This window comes from Celeribacter sp. (assembly GCF_048266405.1).
Taxonomy (GTDB): domain Bacteria; phylum Pseudomonadota; class Alphaproteobacteria; order Rhodobacterales; family Rhodobacteraceae; genus Celeribacter.
This window is the reverse complement of the sequence record NZ_JBLWZO010000001.1, coordinates 297,824-317,212: the sequence shown is the minus strand read 5'-3', so window position 1 is coordinate 317,212 and position 19,389 is coordinate 297,824. Positions and strand designations below refer to the sequence as shown.

At 58.4% G+C, this 19,389-nt stretch carries 23 protein-coding genes; 14 read left to right on the top strand and 9 right to left on the bottom strand.

The window, feature by feature from the left end; all coding sequences use genetic code 11:
- Positions 1–27 precede the first annotated feature (27 nt).
- The 6 genes from ACN0TS_RS01630 to ACN0TS_RS01605 are packed head-to-tail and all read left to right on the top strand — an operon-like array spanning position 28 to position 3,213.
- Positions 28–381 carry an Mth938-like domain-containing protein gene (locus tag ACN0TS_RS01630; protein WP_417257570.1) on the top strand — a complete coding sequence of 118 codons (354 nt, stop codon included), beginning with the start codon at positions 28–30 and terminating at the stop codon, positions 379–381.
- A 46-nt stretch (positions 382–427) separates the two neighbouring features.
- On the top strand, positions 428–1,048 hold the full coding sequence (ccmA, locus tag ACN0TS_RS01625) for a heme ABC exporter ATP-binding protein CcmA (protein ID WP_417257569.1): 621 nt from the start codon (positions 428–430) through the stop codon (positions 1,046–1,048).
- Positions 1,045–1,701, top strand: coding sequence for a heme exporter protein CcmB (ccmB, locus tag ACN0TS_RS01620; protein WP_417257568.1), 657 nt, complete (start codon positions 1,045–1,047; stop codon positions 1,699–1,701). Before ccmA ends, ccmB begins: the two co-directional genes overlap by 4 nt.
- 54 nt (positions 1,702–1,755) lie before the next feature.
- Complete coding sequence (locus ACN0TS_RS01615; protein ID WP_417257567.1) at positions 1,756–2,502, top strand: heme ABC transporter permease; 747 nt, start codon at positions 1,756–1,758, stop codon at positions 2,500–2,502.
- Positions 2,502–2,669, top strand: a complete 168-nt coding sequence (ccmD, locus tag ACN0TS_RS01610; RefSeq protein WP_417257566.1) for a heme exporter protein CcmD — start codon at positions 2,502–2,504, stop codon at positions 2,667–2,669. Before ACN0TS_RS01615 ends, ccmD begins: the two co-directional genes overlap by 1 nt.
- 1 nt (position 2,670) lies before the next feature.
- Positions 2,671–3,213: a DsbE family thiol:disulfide interchange protein gene (locus ACN0TS_RS01605; protein ID WP_417257565.1), complete on the top strand. Its 543-nt coding sequence runs from the start codon at positions 2,671–2,673 to the stop codon at positions 3,211–3,213.
- 81 nt (positions 3,214–3,294) lie between these two features.
- On the opposite strand, the gene ACN0TS_RS01600 is transcribed toward ACN0TS_RS01605, so the two are convergent.
- Entirely contained in the window at positions 3,295–4,572 is a 1,278-nt protein-coding gene (locus tag ACN0TS_RS01600) for an O-acetylhomoserine aminocarboxypropyltransferase/cysteine synthase family protein (RefSeq protein WP_417257564.1), read from the bottom strand.
- An 82-nt stretch (positions 4,573–4,654) separates the two neighbouring features.
- Positions 4,655–4,807 carry a hypothetical protein gene (locus tag ACN0TS_RS01595; protein WP_417257563.1) on the bottom strand — a complete coding sequence of 51 codons (153 nt, stop codon included), beginning with the start codon at positions 4,805–4,807 and terminating at the stop codon, positions 4,655–4,657.
- Positions 4,808–4,951: 144 nt separating this feature from the next.
- On the opposite strand from ACN0TS_RS01595, the gene arsC reads away from it, so the two are divergent.
- The 3 genes from arsC to ACN0TS_RS01580 are packed head-to-tail and all read left to right on the top strand — an operon-like array spanning position 4,952 to position 6,395.
- Positions 4,952–5,293, top strand: a complete 342-nt coding sequence (gene arsC, locus ACN0TS_RS01590; RefSeq protein WP_417257562.1) for an arsenate reductase (glutaredoxin) — start codon at positions 4,952–4,954, stop codon at positions 5,291–5,293.
- Positions 5,294–5,302: 9 nt separating this feature from the next.
- Complete coding sequence (gene arsH, locus ACN0TS_RS01585; protein ID WP_417257561.1) at positions 5,303–6,010, top strand: arsenical resistance protein ArsH; 708 nt, start codon at positions 5,303–5,305, stop codon at positions 6,008–6,010.
- Positions 6,011–6,020: 10 nt separating this feature from the next.
- On the top strand, positions 6,021–6,395 hold the full coding sequence (locus ACN0TS_RS01580; protein ID WP_417257560.1) for a GFA family protein: 375 nt from the start codon (positions 6,021–6,023) through the stop codon (positions 6,393–6,395).
- A gap of 58 nt (positions 6,396–6,453) precedes the next feature.
- Here the strand turns inward: ACN0TS_RS01580 and ACN0TS_RS01575 are convergent, their stop codons facing one another.
- Both ACN0TS_RS01575 and ACN0TS_RS01570 read right to left on the bottom strand, forming a co-directional pair.
- The gene (locus tag ACN0TS_RS01575; RefSeq protein WP_417257559.1) at positions 6,454–7,137 is read right to left on the bottom strand and encodes a DVUA0089 family protein; all 684 of its coding nucleotides are present in this window, start codon (positions 7,135–7,137) and stop codon (positions 6,454–6,456) included.
- Between the two features lie 111 nt (positions 7,138–7,248).
- A complete protein-coding gene (locus tag ACN0TS_RS01570; RefSeq protein ID WP_417257558.1) occupies positions 7,249–7,953 on the bottom strand; it encodes a helix-turn-helix transcriptional regulator in 705 nt (234 codons plus the stop codon).
- 89 nt (positions 7,954–8,042) lie between these two features.
- Between ACN0TS_RS01570 and ACN0TS_RS01565 the strand changes: the two genes are divergently transcribed.
- Positions 8,043–8,666, top strand: coding sequence for a glutathione S-transferase family protein (locus ACN0TS_RS01565; RefSeq protein ID WP_417257557.1), 624 nt, complete (start codon positions 8,043–8,045; stop codon positions 8,664–8,666).
- A 99-nt stretch (positions 8,667–8,765) separates the two neighbouring features.
- Here the strand turns inward: ACN0TS_RS01565 and acnA are convergent, their stop codons facing one another.
- Positions 8,766–11,453, bottom strand: a complete 2,688-nt coding sequence (acnA, locus tag ACN0TS_RS01560; protein ID WP_417257556.1) for an aconitate hydratase AcnA — start codon at positions 11,451–11,453, stop codon at positions 8,766–8,768.
- A gap of 316 nt (positions 11,454–11,769) precedes the next feature.
- On the opposite strand from acnA, the gene ACN0TS_RS01555 reads away from it, so the two are divergent.
- Positions 11,770–12,381 (top strand): hypothetical protein, encoded by a 612-nt coding sequence (locus ACN0TS_RS01555; protein ID WP_417257555.1) that lies wholly within the window; start codon positions 11,770–11,772, stop codon positions 12,379–12,381.
- A 191-nt stretch (positions 12,382–12,572) separates the two neighbouring features.
- Complete coding sequence (locus tag ACN0TS_RS01550) at positions 12,573–13,292, top strand: DUF1223 domain-containing protein (RefSeq protein WP_417257554.1); 720 nt, start codon at positions 12,573–12,575, stop codon at positions 13,290–13,292.
- Positions 13,293–13,301: 9 nt separating this feature from the next.
- Here ACN0TS_RS01550 and ACN0TS_RS01545 read toward each other — a convergent pair whose 3' ends face one another.
- From ACN0TS_RS01545 to purB, 4 genes are all read right to left on the bottom strand, one after another.
- Positions 13,302–14,201 carry a lysophospholipid acyltransferase family protein gene (locus tag ACN0TS_RS01545; RefSeq protein ID WP_417257553.1) on the bottom strand — a complete coding sequence of 300 codons (900 nt, stop codon included), beginning with the start codon at positions 14,199–14,201 and terminating at the stop codon, positions 13,302–13,304.
- 26 nt (positions 14,202–14,227) lie between these two features.
- A complete protein-coding gene (locus ACN0TS_RS01540) occupies positions 14,228–15,112 on the bottom strand; it encodes a DMT family transporter (protein WP_417257552.1) in 885 nt (294 codons plus the stop codon).
- 105 nt (positions 15,113–15,217) lie between these two features.
- Positions 15,218–16,348, bottom strand: coding sequence for a flagellar motor switch protein FliG (locus ACN0TS_RS01535; protein WP_417257551.1), 1,131 nt, complete (start codon positions 16,346–16,348; stop codon positions 15,218–15,220).
- A gap of 155 nt (positions 16,349–16,503) precedes the next feature.
- Positions 16,504–17,808, bottom strand: a complete 1,305-nt coding sequence (purB, locus tag ACN0TS_RS01530) for an adenylosuccinate lyase (protein ID WP_417257550.1) — start codon at positions 17,806–17,808, stop codon at positions 16,504–16,506.
- Positions 17,809–17,940: 132 nt separating this feature from the next.
- On the opposite strand from purB, the gene ACN0TS_RS01525 reads away from it, so the two are divergent.
- Both ACN0TS_RS01525 and ACN0TS_RS01520 read left to right on the top strand, forming a co-directional pair.
- Positions 17,941–18,378 carry a DUF6314 family protein gene (locus tag ACN0TS_RS01525; RefSeq protein WP_417257549.1) on the top strand — a complete coding sequence of 146 codons (438 nt, stop codon included), beginning with the start codon at positions 17,941–17,943 and terminating at the stop codon, positions 18,376–18,378.
- A 161-nt stretch (positions 18,379–18,539) separates the two neighbouring features.
- The gene (locus tag ACN0TS_RS01520; protein ID WP_417257548.1) at positions 18,540–19,139 is read left to right on the top strand and encodes a biotin transporter BioY; all 600 of its coding nucleotides are present in this window, start codon (positions 18,540–18,542) and stop codon (positions 19,137–19,139) included.
- Positions 19,140–19,389 lie beyond the last annotated feature (250 nt).

Sequence of the window (19,389 nt, the reverse complement as noted above, 5' to 3'; positions counted from 1 at the left end):
CGTAACACCGTCCAGGGAGGCGTGCAGATGCAGATCAACGATATGCCATTTGAGGACGCGGTGCCGATTGACGGCTATGGTCCGAACTTCTTTCGGGTGAATGGCGAAGTGCATGAGGGGGCCATGCTCTTGATTGGCCCTACACCTGCGGCGTGGGGCGGCTATGACGATGCCGCCTCGCTCTTGGCGCTTGCGGAGCGGGTCGATTTCATCCTGTTCGGCACAGGGCCGGAGATGGCGCATATTCCAACCGCTCTGCGTCGCCAACTCGACGCCGCAGGGATCGGAGCCGAGGTCATGGCCACGCCCACCGCGTGCCGCAGCTATAACATTCTCGCCTCTGAGGGACGCCGCATTGCTGTGGCTCTTTTGCCTGTTTGATCCGTGTCAGTTCACCTGACGCCGTATCCTCTATAGAGTGGGCGCCATGAGTTTGATTTCAGTTCACAACCTGACTGTCTCGCGCGGCGGGATGCCTGTGCTTGAGGGGCTGTCCTTCGCCGTCTCGGCGGGGGAGGTTCTGGTGTTGCGCGGGCCGAACGGGTCGGGCAAGACCACGCTGTTGCGCACCCTTGCGCGGCTGCAACCGCCCTATGCGGGGCAGGTCGATTGTGATCCAGAAACGGTGGCCTACGCGGCGCACGCTGACGGGTTGAAGACCACATTGACCGTGACCGAGAACCTCGCCTTTTGGGCAGGGGTTTACGGCGGCCATGACATTGAATCCGCACTTGAAAAGTTTGACCTCGACGGGTTGCGCGACCGTCTTGCGGGGAACCTCTCGGCAGGACAAAAGCGCCGCTTGGGCCTTGCCCGTCTGCTTGTGACGGGACGCCCTGTCTGGGTTCTTGACGAGCCGACGGTGTCGCTGGATACGGCGTCTGTCGCGCTGTTCGGGGCGGCCGTGAAAGCCCATGTGGCCGCAGGGGGCGCGGCGGTAATCGCCACGCATATCGACCTCGGGTTTGACGAGACGGTGTTCGATGTGACCCCGTTTAAGGCGCGTCCAGACACTGTGCATAACGATTTCGATGAGGCCTTCTTATGATCCGGTTGCTGTGGCGCGATTTGACGCTCGCAGTGCGGGCAGGGGGCGGGTTCGGTCTTGGCCTTGGGTTCTTTTTGATCCTCGTGACACTGATCCCCTTTGGTGTTGGTCCCAATTCCGAACGTCTTGCCGCGATTGCGCCGGGGATCTTGTGGGTCGGGGCGCTGTTGGCCTGTCTGCTGTCGCTTGATCGCATTTTCGCGCTCGATTTCGAGGATGGCTCGCTCGACCTTTTGGCTACGGCTCCGATCCCGCTTGAGGGCGTTGTCGCGATGAAGGCCTTGGCGCATTGGATCACCACGGGCTTGCCGCTTGTGATTGCGGCCCCTGCGCTCGGGTTCTTGCTGCACCTTGATGGGGCGGCTTACAAATGGCTGATCATTACGCTGTTGATCGGCACGCCCGCGCTGTCCTTTATCGGCGCGTTTGGTGCGGCGATCACGGTCGGATTGAAACGCGGCGGGTTGTTGATGAGCCTTTTGGTTCTCCCGCTCTACATTCCGACACTGATTTTCGGCGCTGAAGTGGTGCGGCGTGGTGCGGAAGGGTTTCTTGTCACCACACCGCTGATGATGCAGGCGGGGATATCGGCGGGTTCGGTGGCCTTGCTGCCCTTTGCCGCAGCCGCAGCCATTCGGATCGCGTTGAGGTGAGTTGAGGCTTAGGGTCGTCTGACATACTGTGGCGGGTGACAAAGGGAGAATGAGATGGCATCAGGTTGGAACGCAATCTGGGAATGGGCGAACCCCCGCAAGTTTATGGGGTGGACGGATAAGGCGCTGCCCGTGGTGGCCGTCTTGGCCGCTGTCGTGTTTGCTGGCGGATTGTTCTGGGGCTTTTTCCTGACGCCTGACGATTATCGCCAAGGGGCCACAGTCAAGATTTTCTACCTCCACGTGCCCTCTGCGATGATGGCGATCAATATCTGGGTGATGATGCTCATCACCTCTCTGATCTGGATTGTGCGCCGTCACCATGTCTCCGCGCTTGCGGCCAAAGCCGCAGCCCCCATCGGCGCGGTAATGACCTTGATCGCACTGGTGACAGGGGCAATCTGGGGTAAGCCGATGTGGGGCACCTATTGGGAATGGGACCCGCGTCTGACGTCGTTTCTTATCTTGCTGCTGTTCTACATTGGCTACATGGCGCTTTGGGAGGCGATTGAGAACCCCGACACCGCCGCCGATCTCACGTCGGTGTTGTGCCTTGTCGGTTCGGTCTTCGCACTGTTGTCGCGCTACGCGGTGCTGTTCTGGAACCAAGGCCTGCACCAAGGGGCCTCGCTGTCGATGGACGCGGAGGAAAACGTGGCCGATGTCTTTTGGTATCCCGCTTTGATGGCAATTGCGGGGTTTGTTCTGTTATTCATTGCGCTTGTTTTGTTGCGGACACGGACCGAAATCCGTCAGCGCCGTCTGCAAGCCATTGAAATGCGCGAAAGGGTTCAAGGCTGATGATGCCCGACCTCGGAAAATACGCAGGCGATGTCTTTGCCGCATATGGCATATCGCTGCTTTTGTTGGCTCTGTTGATCTGGCGTTCTTTGGCGCGATCACGGGCTGTGAAAAAACGTCTCAAAGATGCGGAAGCGCGTAAAGCGGCCCGCACACAAGGACACTGAAATGGCTAAAATCTCTCCTCTTATGGTGGTCCCACCAGTCTTGTTTGCCGTGCTTGCGGGCCTGTTCATCTTTGGCATGGGGCGCGATGATGCGCGTCGGTTGCCTACGGCGCAGGCGGGCAAGGACGCGCCTTCAATTGCGTCGATCACACCGCTTGGTGATTTGCCGCCTCTGACCGATGATCTGCTGGACGCAGAGGGTGTGAAGCTTGTGAACTACTGGGCGTCATGGTGTGCGCCGTGCCGTGCCGAGCATCCGCAACTGGAAGCCATGTCCGCCGAGGGCATCACCATTTACGGCATCAACTACAAAGACGAAGCTCCCGCTGCGCGTGGATTTCTGGATGAGATGGGCAACCCCTATGCGGCGATTGGCCAAGACGAGCCTGGCCGCACAGCGCTCGAATGGGGTGTCTACGGCGTGCCTGAGACCTATGTGATCGACGGGAAGGGACGCATCGCCTATCGCTTTGCGGGGCCGATTACCGTCGAGGTGTTGGACAAATACATCCGTCCAGAGATCGCGAAAGCCGCAGCAGAGTAGAGCGTTCCGCGCTGTGGCAACGAGATATGAAAAAGGCCGCCCTGTTGGGGCGGCCTTTCGCGTGCTTGGGGGGGAGCGCGTTTAGCTCAACGCTTGGTCCAGATCCCAAATCAGGTCTTCGACATCTTCGATCCCGATGGACAGACGCAAGACGTTGCGGCCCACGCCCGCGCTTTCTTGCTCTTCGGGTGTCAACTGGCGGTGGGTGGTCGATGCAGGGTGAATCACCAGCGAGCGCGTGTCGCCAAGGTTGGCCACGTGGCTGAACAGGGTCAGTTTGCTGACGGTGTCGATACAGCCTTCGTAACCGCTCTTGAGCGCGATCGTGAAGAGCGCACCTGCACCGCGTGGACAGATGTGCGTCATGCGGTCGTAGTAGGGCGAGGAGGGCAGACCTGCGTAGGTCACTTCCTCAATACGGTCGTCGCCCTCAAGCCATGTTGCGATTTCGCGCGCGTTTTTGACGTGTTTTTGCATCCGCAGGCTGAGGGTTTCGATCCCCATCAGCGTGTAGTGAGCGGCCTGTGGGTTCATGGTCATGCCCAGATCGCGCAGGCCTACGGCGATGGAGTGGAAGGTGAAGGCCATCGGGCCGAAGGTCTCGGTGAAGGTCAGACCGTGATAGGCAGGCTCAGGAGCGGAGAGAGACGGGAATTTGCCCGAAGCGGCCCAGTCGAATTTGCCGCTGTCGACCACGGCGCCGCCTGTGACGGTGCCGTTGCCCGTTAGGTATTTCGTCGTGGAATGGACGACCAGAGTGGCCCCGTGTTTGATCGGGTTGCACAGGTAGGGAGTCGCAGTGGTGTTGTCGACGACCAGAGGAATACCAGCTTTGTCCGCGATTTTGCCGATGGCGTCGAGGTCGGTGATCACACCGCCGGGGTTGGCGATGGTCTCGCAGAAGATCGCGCGGGTGTCATCGTCGATGGCGTCACGCACTGCGTCGAGATCGTCAAAGTCGATGAATTTTGCGGACCAACCAAAGCGTTTGAAGGTCTGGGCGAACTGCGTGTGGGTGCCGCCGTAGAGACGTGTCGAGGCGATGATGTTGCAGCCGGGCTGCATGAGCGGGAACAGCGCCATGATCTGAGCCGCGTGACCCGAGGAACATGCGATGCCGCCGACACCGCCCTCAAGGGCAACGATGCGATTGGCGAGCGCCATGACGGTGGGGTTGGTGAGACGGGAATAGATGTAGCCCACTTCTTCGAGATTGAAGAGGCGCGCAGCGTGATCCGCGTCTTTGAAAACGTAGGATGTGGTTTGATAGATTGGAACCTGACGTGCGCCTGTTGCGGCGTCAGGTTCGGTGCCTGCATGGACTTGCAGGGTCTCAAAGCTCAGAGTTCTGTCCGACATGGTGTTCTCCCTAGGTAAGGTTCGAGGGGAACTTACGCGCTCACTCTTGTCGGCGCAATGTCACAGCGATCTAATATGCAGGTTATAAAAGGACCAAAACCAAGAGCGGCAAAAGCAGCAGCATCTCGCTCCAAGGGAGAAGCGTTGAGGCCAGACTTCGCGTGGGTGCGTCTGTGGCCTGTGTGTCGATCTGGCCTGTTTCTCGGGCGTGCTGTTCGCGGCAATGATTTGTCATGTTGTGAACCGTAGAGAGGAATGGTTAACAAAAGATGAGGATGCGTCAGAAACGGGTCTTTTTCGGAGCCGCTTTCGCGTTGCGTCCCGCGACGACACGCGCCACACTTGCGCCAACGACAGTCCCCAGACAACAGGTCCAGTTATGGTCACGATCTATCACAATCCACGCTGCTCAAAGTCCCGTGAAACCCTCGCCCTGATCGAAGACGCAGGGTTCACCCCCGAAGTGGTCGCCTATCTGGACACGCCAGTGTCCCGCGCGACGCTCGCCGATTGGGTCGCGCGCTCGGGCCTGCATGCTTCGGCGTTTTTGCGCCCTAAGGAAGCAGAGGCCAAAGCTCTCGGAATCACCGCTTCATCCGACGCCGATGCCATTCTCGACGCCATCGCCGCGCATCCTAAATTGATGGAGCGCCCCGTGGTGGTCGCGGCCAAAGGCGTGGCTTTGGGACGTCCCCCTGAATCTGTAAAAGACATTCTATAAGGCTCTGATATGACTGACCTTCCCGGTGTAAATCTCGATTTTCTTTCCCCGATTGATCCTGCGGAATACTGCACCGCCGATGACGATCACCACGCCCCGCGTTTGCTGGTGTTGTACGGCTCTCTGCGCGAGCGGTCGTTTTCACGTCTGGCGGCCGAAGAAGGCGTGCGGATATTGCGTCACCTCGGCGCCGAAGTGCGGGTGTTTGACCCGCGTGATCTGCCCTTGCCCGACAGTGTCGAACCAGACCATCCCAAAGTGGCCGAACTGCGCGAATTGGCGATGTGGTCGGAGGGTATGGTGTGGTCCTCGCCCGAACGCCACGGTGCGATGACGGGCATTATGAAAACCCAGATTGACTGGTTGCCGCTGAGCTTGGGCGGGGTGCGCCCGACACAGGGAAAAACCCTCGCCGTGATGCAGGTCTGTGGCGGCTCGCAGAGCTTTAATGCCGTCAATCAGATGCGCATTCTGGGCCGTTGGATGCGGATGGTGACGATCCCCAACCAAAGTTCGGTGGCCAAGGCATGGGACGAATTTGACGCACAGGGCCGTATGAAACCCTCTCCCTATCTCAACCGCATTGTCGATGTGATGGAGGAGTTGGTGAAGTTTACTTACATGACCCGTGGCCGCCCCGCGCTGACCGACCGCTATTCCGAGCGGGTCGAGAGCGCAGAAGAGTTGTCCAAACGGGTCAATCAACCCAAACTTTAAAGGGAAACATATGGCTGTTGGATCATGTCTGTGCGGTGCTGTGACCGTGACGTTTGAGGGCGCACTGCCCGCACCTGTGGCCTGTCATTGTACGCTGTGCCGTATCCAGTCGGGGCATGTCTGGGCGAGCGTCAACCTCCCGCGGGCGAACACCACGATTGCGGGTGAGGACCATGTGGCGTGGTTCAGGGCAACACCCGATGTGCGACGCGGGTTTTGCCCGACCTGCGGCACGGTGTTGTTTTTCCATCCAGATGGCGACGATCATATCGCGGTCTCGGCGGGTCTGTTTGCCAACCCTACGGGCATGGTGTTGAAAAAACACATCTTTACCGCCGACAAGGGCGACTATTACGCGATCCCTGAGGGAGAACAACAGGAGTGACGAAGCGCAAAAGCCGCCCCGAGGGACGGCTTTGTGTCTGTGTTGACCTGTGGTCGTCTTACGCGGGCATAGCCGCAAGTGGGGCGGTGCTTGCGTTTTTCTTGCGACGGCGCAGGAGCATCGGCAGCGCAAAGGCCCCTGCCAAAAGCGGCAATGAGGCGGGCAGCGGCACAGCAGGAACGCCGTCCACAATCAGGTTCTCGCCCGTCATTGTGATCTGGTAATTATAGGTGGCCTCAACCGTACCGTTCTGGGGCAGGTCGTTCCAGTTTGCGGTCATGGCATAGAGGTTGCCGTCCACAATCCCTGTGCCGTAATCAAGGCCATTAGCCCCATTGTTTTCGCCCCAAATCCATTGACCAACCACGGCGAAATAATCGCCTGCGGCCAATGTGGTGGACAGATAAGAATCCAGATTATCGGGGTAAGAGATATCGTCATTTTGGGCGATCAGGTCTCGGCTGCTCAGACGGCCATCATCTTCAAAGACATAGATGTAGGGGTCAAACGCATCGTTTTCGGCCTCGACGCCAAACGAAAACCCACCGTCATCGACGCTGAATGAGAACACAGACATTTGTGAATAGATGTCCGTGCTTCCAAGGACCAAGAAGGACCTGGTTTGCGACATGGTTGCGACGGAACCGTCAAAGGTCGTCGAAACCGGGAGCGCATTCGCACCGCTTGCAACCATAGAAATGGCTGTGGCGAGTAGACTGGGAACAAGGACATTACGTTTCATAACTATGGGCTTTCCGTTTGGCGGAGATCGGGTGTGTGATGGGAATTAATGCTTAATAAATGTGGCGCGATTGCGCCTTAACAAAGGATTAACCATGAAACTTGAACGCGGTTATGTGCCCTCGGGCTGGTGCTCACGGGCGCCTAAAACGGCGATGTAGTCCCGCAAAAGAGGCACGCGGCGCGGGCGGAAGCTCTCGTCTGTGCGGCGTGCGTTCTCGATCCGATCCGCGATGAACTTGCGAAAATCCTGGCGCAGACCGCACCATGCGAGGATCATCACGCGATGGTCGAGATAGACAATCGCCAGCGGGTAAATACGTCTTTCGCTCCTGCGCCCCTCCGCGTCGCAATAGGTGATATCGAGCGCGGTTTCCGTCCATGTCGCCTCACGCAACACGGTCATATCGACCTTTGGCACCTCAGGTTCATAGAAGCGATGCACAAGGTTCACGGCATGAGCCGCCTGCCGCTGTTGGCGCTCGTTCAGGGTCGCGGTGATCTTTGTCAGCGCATCCGCCGCCGCCTCCGAGAGTGCCGCATCGCCACGCGACTGCACCTCCGACAATCCCAGAACCAATGCCTCGATTTCCAGTTGCGAGAATGTCTGCGGCGGTAGGGCGGGGTCTTCGGTCATGGTGTAGCCCACACCCGCTTCCCCTTCGATCCGTGCGCCCGCAACCCTCAGAGCCTCAATGTCGCGGTAGATCGTGCGCTCGGATACCTCCATCGCCCCCGCCAGACGCGCAGCGGTCACGGGCGGCGCGAGGCCGCGGATCAGATGGAGCAGGCGAAAGAGGCGGTCGGATTTGGACATGCGGAGATCATCGGCGAATGCTACTGACAGAAATTGACAGGATAACCGTGTCAGTTTGTCCCCGTAACGTCAACTTAGGAGATACCCAGATGCTCACCCTCTACCACGCCCCCAATTCCCGCTCGACCCGCATCGTGAGCCTGATCGACGCGATGGACATCCGCGATCATGTCGAGATCGTCACCGTAACCGTCGCGCGTCAGGATGGCTCGGGCGGCAAAGACCCTGCCAACCCGCACTCCGAGGGCAAGGTGCCGCTGCTTGTCACCGAGGAGGGCGAGCAGATCCGCGAAAGCAATGCGATCATGATCTACCTCACCGACCGTTTCGGCTCCCATGGCCGTGCAGTTGGCGAGAGTGGACGCGGCACCTACCTGTCGTGGATGACGTGGTATGGCAATGTCTTTGAACCCGTCTATGTGCTGGGATTTGCACAGGCCGAACATCCCGTTTTCACCACGACATGGCGCGGCATTCCTGAAGCTGTCGCGGTGCTACAAGAGGCGCTTTCGGACGGGCGTCCGTTCCTCATGGGCGATGACATGACCGCCGCCGACCTGCTCATTTCCTCGACCTATTTCTGGTTCCGCGACGGCGTGCCCGCTGTGCCCGAAATCGCGGCATGGGTAGACCGCTGCGCCGCGCTCGACTGTGTGAATACGGCGACGGCCTTTGATGCAGCGGAGCTGGAAAGGCTTAAGCAAAGCGCCTGACGGTGAAATCGGGCAGCGCGTCTTCTTCGCTGCAACATACTCAAAGAAAAGGCCCCGCCAGATGGCGGGGCCTTTCCCTGTCTTGAACCGAATGTCGTCTTACGACTTGGCGAGATTGCGCAGCACGTAGTGCAGAACGCCGCCGTTTTCGATGTATTCGATCTCAGGCGCCGTATCGATGCGGCACTTGACGGTGATGTCCTTGGTGCTGCCATCTTCATAGGTGATGGTTGCGGTCAACTCTTGCAGAGGTTTCACGCTGTCCAGACCCAGGATGGTCACGGTTTCATTGCCCGTGATGCCCAGAGACTTGCGGTTGTCGCCACCTGTGAATTCGAACGGAACCACACCCATGCCAACGAGGTTGGAACGGTGAATACGCTCGAAGCTTTCGGCGATGACGGCCTTGACGCCCAACAGCGCCGTGCCTTTGGCCGCCCAGTCACGCGAGGAGCCCGCGCCGTACTGTTCGCCCGCAAAGATCACAAGCGGTGTGCCGGCCTCTTGGTAAGCCATGGACGCGTCGTAGATCGCGGCTTGTTCGCCATCTGGACCCTTGGTGTAGCCACCTTCGACCCCGTCGAGCATCTCGTTCTTGATGCGGATGTTGGCAAATGTGCCGCGCATCATGATCTCGTGGTTGCCGCGACGCGAGCCGTAGGAGTTGAACTCACGCGGAGCTACTTGGCGTTCGATGAGATACTTGCCAGCGGGTGTTGTCTGGGCAAAGGAGCCAGCAGGCGAGATGTGGTCGGTAGTGACCATATCGCCCAAGACCGCAAGAACCTTGGCGTCTTTGACGTTGTGGATCGTGCCTTTCTCCGCTGCCATCCCTTGGAAGTAGGGTGGGTTCTGGATGTAGGTCGAGGTTGGTGGCCAATCGTAGGTTTCGCCGCCAGACACTTCGACCGCCTGCCATTTTTCGTCGCCTTTGAACACATCGGCGTATTTTTTGAGGAAGGCTTCGCGGGTCACGGTCTTTTCGACCAGTTCCGCGATTTCGGCATTCGATGGCCAGATGTCTTTGAGGTAGACGTCATTGCCATCTTTGTCCTGACCAAGTGGCTCGGTCGTGATGTCGATGGTCATGTCGCCAGCAAGGGCATAGGCCACTACGAGGGGTGGCGAGGCGAGGTAGTTGGCGCGCACATCGGGGGAGATACGGCCCTCGAAGTTGCGGTTGCCCGACAGCACAGCCGTGGCCACCAGATCACCTTCGGCAATCGCCTCGGAAATCTCGGGCTGGATCGGACCGGAGTTCCCGATACAGGTCGTACAGCCGTAGCCCACGAGGTTGAAGCCGATCGCGTCCAGATCCTCTTGCAGACCTGCGGCCTCCAGATACTCGGTCACAACCTGCGAACCAGGGGCCAGCGAGGTTTTGACCCACGGTTTGCGGTTCAGACCCAGAGCGCGCGCTTTGCGTGCCACGAGACCCGCCCCGATCATCACGTAGGGGTTGGATGTGTTGGTGCACGATGTGATGGAGGCAATCACGACTTTCCCGGAGGTCATGTCGTAGTTTTCGCCCTTCACAGGCACAGCCTTCGCCATGTCGCGTTTGAAGGTCTCGGCCATCTCGTTTGCGAATGCAGATTTCGCCTCGGTGAGCGCCACGTAGTCTTGTGGGCGTTTCGGACCGGAGATCGCAGGGACGATGGTGGCCATGTCGAGTTCGAGCGTCGAGGTGTAGATCGGCGCGTAATCCGCACCACGCCAGAAGCCGTTCTCTTTGGCGTAGGCTTCGACCAGAGCGATACGATCTTCGTCGCGACCTGTTTGCTTGAGGTAGCGCAGGGTCTCGTTGTCGATAGGGAAGAAGCCGCATGTCGCGCCGTATTCGGGTGCCATGTTGGCGATTGTCGCACGCTGTGCCAGTGGCAGGTTGTCGAGGCCGTCGCCGTAGAATTCGACGAATTTGCCAACAACACCGTGGGCGCGCAGCATTTCCACAACTTTGAGCACAAGGTCGGTGCCTGTGGTGCCTTCGACCATTTCGCCTGTCAGTTTGAAACCAACAACCTCAGGGATCAGCATGGAGATCGGCTGACCGAGCATAGCAGCTTCGGCCTCGATGCCGCCAACACCCCAACCAAGAACGGCCATGCCGTTGACCATTGTGGTGTGGCTGTCTGTGCCGACGAGCGTGTCGGGGTAGGCCACTTCAACGCCGTTTTGGTCTTTGTCTGTCCAAACGGTTTGCGCGAGGTATTCCACGTTCACCTGGTGACAGATGCCTGTGCCGGGTGGCACAACGCGGAAGTTTTCAAACGCGGTCTGACCCCATTTGAGGAACTGGTAGCGCTCCATGTTGCGCTCGTATTCACGGTCCACGTTCATCTGGAACGCACGCGGGTTGCCGAACTCGTCGATCATGACCGAGTGGTCAATCACGAGGTCAACGGGAACCAGCGGGTTAATCTTCTTGGCGTCGCCACCGAGGGCTTTGATACCGTCGCGCATCGCGGCGAGGTCAACCACGGCAGGAACACCGGTGAAGTCTTGCATCAGCACGCGGGCAGGGCGGTAGGCAATCTCGCGTGGGTTCTTGCCACCTTTGGCGCCCCACTCGGCGAAGGCCTTGATGTCGTCGGTGGAGACGGAGAAGCCGCCATCCTCGAACCGCAGAATGTTTTCGAGCACCACTTTGAGCGATGCGGGGAGTTTGGAGAAATCACCAAATCCGGCCTCTTGCGCGGCGGGGATTGAGTAATATGCGAGTGTCTTACCGTTTACGTCGAGCGTACGGCGTGTTTTGGCGGTGTCATTACCGACTACAACTGTCATGGGGCTTGGCCTCCCTGGCTGGATGAGGGGTTTCGCTAGCGTGCTTTTGACGGGTTTTGCGAGTCCAATCAAGGGGTCGATTGCGCTTTTGTATACTATTGCACACAAAAAGATGAGAGAGGCGCGAAAAACCGAATGGAGTTTGCGCTAACAGCATCGGAAATTCGTAATCGAGAGGCGTATGGGGGTGTATCAGATGGGACTTGGCAAGCTGTGATTCAGATATTTGATCCGAGGGCGAAACAAAATGGTCCGGATTAATCAGGTGGTAAGACTTCCTGCGCACAATGCTCAAGACTATGAAAGGGAAACGCACATGGTTAAGGCCTTCTCATCGCTATACCGTCTTGCTTTGGCTTTGTTCGCCTCGGTTGCGATCTGTGTCATGGCGGTCCCTTCAATGGCCGCCGAAGAGAATAATGACAACGAATTCGCGCCACATATGACACTCTATATGACGCACACGGTGTCGGAGTGGGTTCATAATCGCATCTTGATTGAGGCCATTCGCGCCCAGAACCTCGTCACCGTCGGTTTGTCGGAGGAAGAGATTATCGCGCTCGATAATGAATGGCGGGCCACAGGACGTACAGGGACGCTTCGCAGTCAGGTTCTCGACGGCGCTGCGGGTGACTTCTTGCGTATGATTGTCGAGGCCTCGGACGAGATGATTACAGAAGTGTTCGTGACCGATGCCCTCGGCCTGAATGTCGCTGCCTCCGTTGCGACCTCCGATTATTGGCAGGGTGACGAAGACAAATTTTCCAAGACCTTCGGGGTCGGTGTCGGTGCGATCCACATCGGGAATATGGAAGTCGACCGATCAACGGGCGCTTATCAAGGGCAGGCCTCAATGACCATTACCGATCCTGATTCCGGCCTTCCTATCGGGTCTGTCACCGTGGGGCTGCTCCCCGACATGTTCTAAGAAACGCTTTCATTCCACTTGGCCGCTTCGGTTCAAGGTACGCGCGCCGAGTTTCCCTCACGGCGCGCGTTTTTTATGGAACGTTGCGTTCCATAATGCCGCGCCAAGTGATTGTAACAGCTTCTCGCAAATGCTTGATTGGCGTGTGTGCCTGCGCTTGGCTAGAACAGGTAGGGAAACGGGAGACTTGGATGCGACAGATTCTGACTGGATTGGCGATGGTAGCCCTCATGACGGGGGGCGCTCAGGCGCAAGAGACGGCACAGCCCTCTCCCCCCCTTGTGGTGATTGAACTGTTCACATCTCAGGGCTGTTCCTCATGTCCGCCCGCCGATGCGCTCATGGCTGAATTGTCCGATCTCGATGGTATTTTGCCGCTGTCACTACATGTGGATTACTGGGATTACATCGGATGGAAAGATGTGTTTGCCCAAGCTCAATTCACCGACCGTCAACGCGCCTATGCCCGTGCCGCAGGGAAGCGGTCGATCTACACGCCGCAAATGATTGTGCAAGGCGTCGACCATGTGGTCGGGTTCAAGCCGATGAAACTGGTTGATCAAATCAAGCGGCGGCAATCTCAACTGTCCCAAATCCCAATATCCCTCAGCGTTATGAAACGAGACGGGATGCTCGAAATTCTGGCGCAGGCAACAGGCGCGTTGCCCCCGCATATGGTCGTGCAACTCGTACGCTTCGATCCCCATGAGCGGGTCGAAATCCGTCGTGGCGAGAATGCGGGGCGCGTGGTCGATTACACAAATATCGTGACCGAATGGATGCCCGTGGCCGATTGGAATGGAAAGGCGCCGCTGCTGATCGAAGTTCCTGTGACAGGTCCGGAACAGACCGCCGTCGTGGTTCAGTCGCGTGACGCCGGAGCGATTGTTGCTGCCGCTTTGGCGCAGTAACGCGGGGTCTTAACGCCTCGCTGTTTCCGATTTCCACCGGTTGTGGATAAAGAAATACTGCTCTGGGCGGGCGCGGGCCTGCCGTTCCAGACTGTCGTTGATTTCTTGCATCATGGTGACGGGATCACTGTGTTCGATGGGCGGTTCAATCACCAATTCATATGTCCCGCGCTGATCAAGGCGGATGCCATAAGTTGGCACCAACAACAGATCGTATTTTAGCGCCATTTCCGCCGCTGACAGGGCGGTTTTGGCGCGTTTGTCGAAGAATTTCAGCACCTTACCTGAGCCGAAATGCACATCCGTCAACATGCCGATCATGCCGCCTTTTTTGAGAAAGCGGATCATATGTTTGAGGCTGGCGCTGTCTTTGCTCGGAATAATGGGCTGTGAAATCGCGCCAATGAGCTTGCGGTAATAGGCGTCGAAAAACGGATTGGTGAAGGGTTTGTAGACAGCCCCCACGGGGAAGTCGCGTTCGGAGAGAACGGCGCGGGGCACATCGTAATTGCCGAAATGACCCGAGACGAAAATCACCCCGCGTTTGTCCGCCATGGCTTGCTCAAGGGCTGCAAGCCCCCCGCCCGTGATCTCAGCCTTGCGGGCACGAGCCTTGAACTCTGGCCCCGAGAAAACTTCGACCAACGTGCGGCCCGCGTTCGCGGGAACGGCGCGCATCAGGTGTTTGACCTCCGCCTCCGTCAGGTCGGGCATCACAAGGGCGAGGTTGTTGCGGACCCGTTTGTCATAGCCTGCAAAGGGCGCGATCAAACGGGAGGTGACGGCCCCGAAAAAACCGAGCCGCTGAGTATAGGGCAAGGTTTTGGCGATGCCGATCAACGCACGAAGCACGAGGTATTGAAGGTAATCGGTTCCCGATCCTTCTATGTCGCCACGTTTGATCTTCATCGGGGGATTGGCCTGACGTTTTGAGTTTAACTTTGGGGCGGCCGTGGGGCCTGTGTTTCGCGGTGCCACACATAAAGGCCCGCCGAGACGATCACAAGTGCGCCGAGGACAGTGTAGGTGTCAGGCCATGCGTCGAAAATCAGCACACTCCAAAGCGATGCTGTGATCAATCCTGCATAGGAAAACGGCGCGACAGCTGAGGCTTCGCCGCTTGAATAGGCTTGGATCATCATCAGCTGCGCGAAGGTGCCGATCACGCCGATCAAGGCGATCAAAGTCCATGCCGTGCCGTCAGGCGAAACCCAGCGGAACGGAATGATGAGGGCCATAACGGCTGTGCCGAAAATTCCGGAATAGAGCAACGCAGTTTGCGGTGGCTCCGATTTGCCGATGTAGCGCGTTGCCAGTGCGTAGCCCGAAAGGCACAGGGCAGACCCGAGCGGCCAAAGGGAGGCAGGGGTAAAGACCGCGCCAGTGGGGCGGATCACGATCAGCGCGCCGACCATGGCCGCGGCAATCCCAAAGGCACGCCGTGGACCGACGCGTTCCTTGAGGATCAGGGCGGCGCCTAAGGTGATCATTACGGGGGCCAAATCCGCCACGGCCGTGGCCTCGGGCAGGCCTACCGATTTGAGCGCGATGAAGAAGCAGGCGGCAGCGGCCAGTTGGAACATGCCGCGTATCCATTGCAGGCGCGGATAGTCCGTGCGCAGTAGCCGTGGAAGGCTGTTCCTGAACAGAACGAGGACAATGATCAATTGCCCTCCGTAGCGGGCAAATAGCACTTGGCTGACATCAATCCGCTGACCGAGCAGCTTTGCAACCGCATCCATAAGCGAGAAACTCGTCACGGAGACGAGCATAAACAAGATGCCTTTGGTGGCATCCGGGAGGCGGGAAAACCAAATCATTCAGGGACGGTAGGCCCGCGCTTCTCGTTTGTCCATATGGTCAAAGGGGCGCAATTTTGCACGGCACGGGGGACGGAAGATCACACCTGAGTGATGGGCGTGCCCTTATTCATCGTCGCCCGTCAAAAGGATGAGGTCGCCGTCGGTTTCCAGATCCCTTATCGTGCTAACCACCGCGTTCATGGCCTCTTCTGCTTCTGTGTCCTTGATTGCGCCGAGGGCGTCCATCTCTTCGCGCAATCCGTCGGCCATCCGTTTGGACATGTTCCCCAAAATGAAATCGCGTGAGGCCTCCGCGTCACCTTTTGCGCCGGCAAGCGCTTTGATCAGCATCTCTTGTTCGACGGCGCGTGTAATCTTGGAGACGTCGCGGGCATCGACGCGGGTGGCGATGTTGGCGAAGGTAAAGATGTTCTTGCGCACTTCCTCTGCGAATTCCTTGTCGCGTTCGTCCAAACCTTCGAGCACGCCATCGCGGGTGGAAGCATTGGAGAAATTGAGGATTGCGCCGACCCGTTCGGTCGGGGCGTCGGAAAAGGCCTTGGGCGGTTGGCTGTCGAGCTGTCCGGCCACCGAAATCCCGATGCGTTGCACCACGCCGGGGGAGACGGAGGCGGTTTTGGAAATGGCGTAGGCCACGCGACGGGCGCGATCTCCGGGGATCATTGACAAAAGGGCAGCGGCCTTGGCCACTTTGAGTTTGGAGAGAATGACGGCACAGACCTCGACGCTTTCGGTCTCCAAGATCGGCAAGAGGCGTTCAGCGTCAATTTCCGCGATGCGTTCCCACGGGTCGCCTGTCAGCGAGAAGCCCGCCTGTTTGCGCAGTTTGGCGGCAGTGTCGGGCGAAATGGTCCCGTCGAGCAGGTTCAATGCCCCCTCAAGACCACCGGGAAAGCTGACGCCAATGGCTTCGAGTTCCTGAAGAAATTCCTCGACCACTGCAACCATCGTGTTACGGTCGATATGGCGCAGATCGGTCATCTGGCGGGCCAGTTCGACCTGCGTTTTTTCGGGGAAGTGGGCGAGGGACAGTTTGACATTTTCCGAGGCAAGAATGCGCACGATCACTGCGGCCTTTGCCTTGCGCGACATCGGCGTTGGCATCCGCGAAACGGTTGAGGGAAATTCCATCCCGTCAATGCCCCCGTCGCCCGAACCGCCCTCCATATCCGGCAGGTCGCTCAGGGCAGGCAGGTCGCCCATATCATCGGAAATTTGCGGTAGCCCGTCCACGCGTCTTGCTCACCATTGTCTACTCGTTGGGCACTGGTGTAGCGCGAGAGCCTTAACGCTTCGCTACTTGTGGTGAGATTTCTTGTCGTTTTGAGCATAAAAAAGCCCCCGCATCCTGATGGGCGCGGGGGCAATTCTTGCTGTGTTTGAACGGTTTATTCGCCGAACACGCGTTTGAAAATCGTATCGACATGTTTGGTGTGGTAGCCCATGTCGAATTTTTCATTGATGGCATCTTCGCCAAGGGCCTTAACCACATCCTCATCGGCGAGAAGCTGTTCGCGGAAATCGACGCGATCTTCCCAAACTTTCAAGGCGTTGCGCTGCACCATCGCATAGGCGTCTTCGCGCGACACACCTGCCTGTGTCAGGGCGAGCAGAACACGCTGTGACATCACGAGGCCCGGGAATTTGTTCATATTGTCGAGCATGTTGTCGGGGAAAATCAACATTTTGTCGATTACACCGGTCAGGCGGTTGAGGGCAAAGTCCAAGGTCACGGTGCTGTCGGGACCAATGGCGCGTTCGACCGACGAGTGCGAAATATCGCGCTCGTGCCAAAGGGCGACGTTTTCCATCGCGGGAATAACAGACATGCGGACCAAGCGGGCCAGACCCGTGAGGTTCTCGGTCAGCACAGGATTTTTCTTGTGCGGCATGGCCGAAGAGCCTTTTTGGCCCATGGAGAAAAACTCTGCGCCTTCAAGCACTTCCGTGCGCTGCATGTGGCGGATCTCGATGGCGACGTTTTCAATCGAGGAGGCAATCACACCAAGCGTGGCAAAGAACATGGCGTGACGATCACGCGGGATGACTTGGGTCGAGATCGGCTCGGGCGAGAGGCCCAGTTGCGCACAGACATGTTCTTCGACGCGGGGGTCGATATTGGCAAATGTGCCAACCGCACCGGAGATGGCGCCCGTCGCGATCTCTTCGCGGGCCTGTTTGAGACGCGTGAGGTTGCGATCCATTTCGGCGTAGAACCGTGCAAAGGTCAGGCCCATTGTGGTGGGTTCGGCGTGGATGCCGTGCGAGCGGCCAACGCGGACGGTGTCCTTATGCTCAAGGGCGCGTTTTTTGAGCGCGGCGAGCAGGGCGGTCACGTCTTTGATCAGGATGTCGGAGGCGCGTACAAGCTGTACGTTGAAGCAAGTGTCCAGAACATCCGACGAGGTCATGCCCTGGTGGACAAAACGCGCTTCCTCGGAGCCGACATGTTCGGCGAGGTGGGTGAGGAAGGCGATGACGTCGTGTTTGGTGACGGCTTCGATTTCGTCGATGCGGGCCACGTCGAACTCGACGTCTTTGGCTTTCCATACAGCTTCGGCGTTTTCACGTGGGATCACACCAAGATCAGCCATCGCATCACAGGCGTGGGCCTCGATCTCGTACCAGATTTTGAATTTGGTGGCGGGTTCCCAGATGTCGACCATCTCTTTACGGGCATAGCGGGGGATCATCGGCGGACCTTTCCGTTTGAGCAGGGATTTCGCTCGCGTCTTTACGCGGGGGGAGGGCAAAGGGCAAGAGTGGCCCTTGCTGTGGGGCGTAGGCGTGGCTATTTTCCCGCCAAAGAGGCGAAGGGGCGCGTGATGCGAAGGCTATCCGACTTTGAGGGCGCGTGGGACATCACCCGTGAGATTACCGATTTTTCGGGCGGGCCGAATGCACACCTCACAGGGCGGTGCGATTTTGTGGCAGAGGGCGCGGGGCTGACACAGACCGAGGTTGGCACGTTGCAGGTCATGGGCAGTTCAACAGCGCTCAAGGCCGAGCGGCGCTACCGATGGCAGGCCCAAGGCGATGAGATCGCCGTGTTCTTTGACGACGGGCGGTTCTTTCACGCCTTTGACCCGCGGGGCGAGGAGGCACAGGCCGAGCATGATTGTCCGCCCGACCGTTATGAGGTGCGCTATACTTTTGGTGTGGGGGAGCTGACTGCATGGACGGTCGAGTGGCGTGTACGCGGCCCGCGCAAGGATTACCTGTCGGTGACGCACTTCTCGCGCGCAGTTGCGCATGGGGTTTGAGGGGCGTGCTGTACGGTTTGCAAATTGCAGGGTTGGCTTTGCATTGAGTTTGCGAATTTTCCCGAAAGTGGTCGGGGATGCCGTCAATGAGCTTGCCCTTGAGGCACGCATGGGGCAAAAACAACGCAACACGATATTCAACGCGGGAAAGGAACGATCCAATGGCGATTGCAATGACTGACAAAGTTCTAGCCGAGGCTTTCGGCGCCACCGAAGGCGCTGCGCTGCGGGCAAAACAAGTGGCGCTCGTCGTCGCTGGCGTGATGATCCTTGCGATCTCCGCAAAAATTGCTGTGCCAATGTGGCCAGTTCCGATCACTATGGGCACATTCGCTGTGCTGTCCTTGGGCGCTGCTTACGGTCCACGCCTTGGCCTTGCCACCATCGCGCTTTACATGCTCGTCGGTGCCGCAGGCTTTGACGTGTTCGCAGGTTCCTCTGCCGAAGCAAACGGTCTTACCTACATGATGGGCGGCACAGGCGGCTACCTCGTCGGTTACGTTCTCGCAACTGTTGCGCTCGGCATGGCCGCACGTGCAGGTTGGGATCGCTCGCCGCTGAAAATGGCGGGCGCTATGCTCCTCGGCAACGCCATCATCTACGTTCCCGGCCTGATCTGGCTCGCTGTTCTTTACGGCGTCGACAAGCCAATCCTCGCATGGGGCCTGACACCCTTCCTCATCGGTGACGCGCTGAAACTTGCACTGGCTGCAATGGTTCTGCCCGCTGCATGGAAGTTCGTTGGCAAAGCCCGCGGCTAAGCCCTTGCGACAAGTCATGTGAGAAGGGCGTCCCGTTTGGGGCGCCCTTTTCGGTTTAGGCGAGAGCCTGGAATGGGGGGGCGCTGCCCCATGCGTCCAAATGTCCTGACGCGACTTGTGCGCACAGCTGTTAACGAGGACCTACAACGGACGCGCGACAGGTCATAATTGTGATGACCGAGACCGCAAGCACACCGCTGGTCGCACTGCGGGCCATTTGGCCTTTGCAATGAGCGCCGCCATTCGTGCT

Coding starts and splice junctions, on each gene's coding strand:
- ACN0TS_RS01630 (WP_417257570.1), top strand. CDS start 28: ATGCAGATCAACGATATGCCATTTGAGGACGCGGTGCCGATTGACGGC.
- ccmA (WP_417257569.1), top strand. CDS start 428: ATGAGTTTGATTTCAGTTCACAACCTGACTGTCTCGCGCGGCGGGATG.
- ccmB (WP_417257568.1), top strand. CDS start 1,045: ATGATCCGGTTGCTGTGGCGCGATTTGACGCTCGCAGTGCGGGCAGGG.
- ACN0TS_RS01615 (WP_417257567.1), top strand. CDS start 1,756: ATGGCATCAGGTTGGAACGCAATCTGGGAATGGGCGAACCCCCGCAAG.
- ccmD (WP_417257566.1), top strand. CDS start 2,502: ATGATGCCCGACCTCGGAAAATACGCAGGCGATGTCTTTGCCGCATAT.
- ACN0TS_RS01605 (WP_417257565.1), top strand. CDS start 2,671: ATGGCTAAAATCTCTCCTCTTATGGTGGTCCCACCAGTCTTGTTTGCC.
- ACN0TS_RS01600 (WP_417257564.1), bottom strand. CDS start 4,572: ATGTCGGACAGAACTCTGAGCTTTGAGACCCTGCAAGTCCATGCAGGC.
- ACN0TS_RS01595 (WP_417257563.1), bottom strand. CDS start 4,807: ATGACAAATCATTGCCGCGAACAGCACGCCCGAGAAACAGGCCAGATC.
- arsC (WP_417257562.1), top strand. CDS start 4,952: ATGGTCACGATCTATCACAATCCACGCTGCTCAAAGTCCCGTGAAACC.
- arsH (WP_417257561.1), top strand. CDS start 5,303: ATGACTGACCTTCCCGGTGTAAATCTCGATTTTCTTTCCCCGATTGAT.
- ACN0TS_RS01580 (WP_417257560.1), top strand. CDS start 6,021: ATGGCTGTTGGATCATGTCTGTGCGGTGCTGTGACCGTGACGTTTGAG.
- ACN0TS_RS01575 (WP_417257559.1), bottom strand. CDS start 7,137: ATGAAACGTAATGTCCTTGTTCCCAGTCTACTCGCCACAGCCATTTCT.
- ACN0TS_RS01570 (WP_417257558.1), bottom strand. CDS start 7,953: ATGTCCAAATCCGACCGCCTCTTTCGCCTGCTCCATCTGATCCGCGGC.
- ACN0TS_RS01565 (WP_417257557.1), top strand. CDS start 8,043: ATGCTCACCCTCTACCACGCCCCCAATTCCCGCTCGACCCGCATCGTG.
- acnA (WP_417257556.1), bottom strand. CDS start 11,453: ATGACAGTTGTAGTCGGTAATGACACCGCCAAAACACGCCGTACGCTC.
- ACN0TS_RS01555 (WP_417257555.1), top strand. CDS start 11,770: ATGGTTAAGGCCTTCTCATCGCTATACCGTCTTGCTTTGGCTTTGTTC.
- ACN0TS_RS01550 (WP_417257554.1), top strand. CDS start 12,573: ATGCGACAGATTCTGACTGGATTGGCGATGGTAGCCCTCATGACGGGG.
- ACN0TS_RS01545 (WP_417257553.1), bottom strand. CDS start 14,201: ATGAAGATCAAACGTGGCGACATAGAAGGATCGGGAACCGATTACCTT.
- ACN0TS_RS01540 (WP_417257552.1), bottom strand. CDS start 15,112: ATGATTTGGTTTTCCCGCCTCCCGGATGCCACCAAAGGCATCTTGTTT.
- purB (WP_417257550.1), bottom strand. CDS start 17,808: ATGATCCCCCGCTATGCCCGTAAAGAGATGGTCGACATCTGGGAACCC.
- ACN0TS_RS01525 (WP_417257549.1), top strand. CDS start 17,941: ATGCGAAGGCTATCCGACTTTGAGGGCGCGTGGGACATCACCCGTGAG.
- ACN0TS_RS01520 (WP_417257548.1), top strand. CDS start 18,540: ATGGCGATTGCAATGACTGACAAAGTTCTAGCCGAGGCTTTCGGCGCC.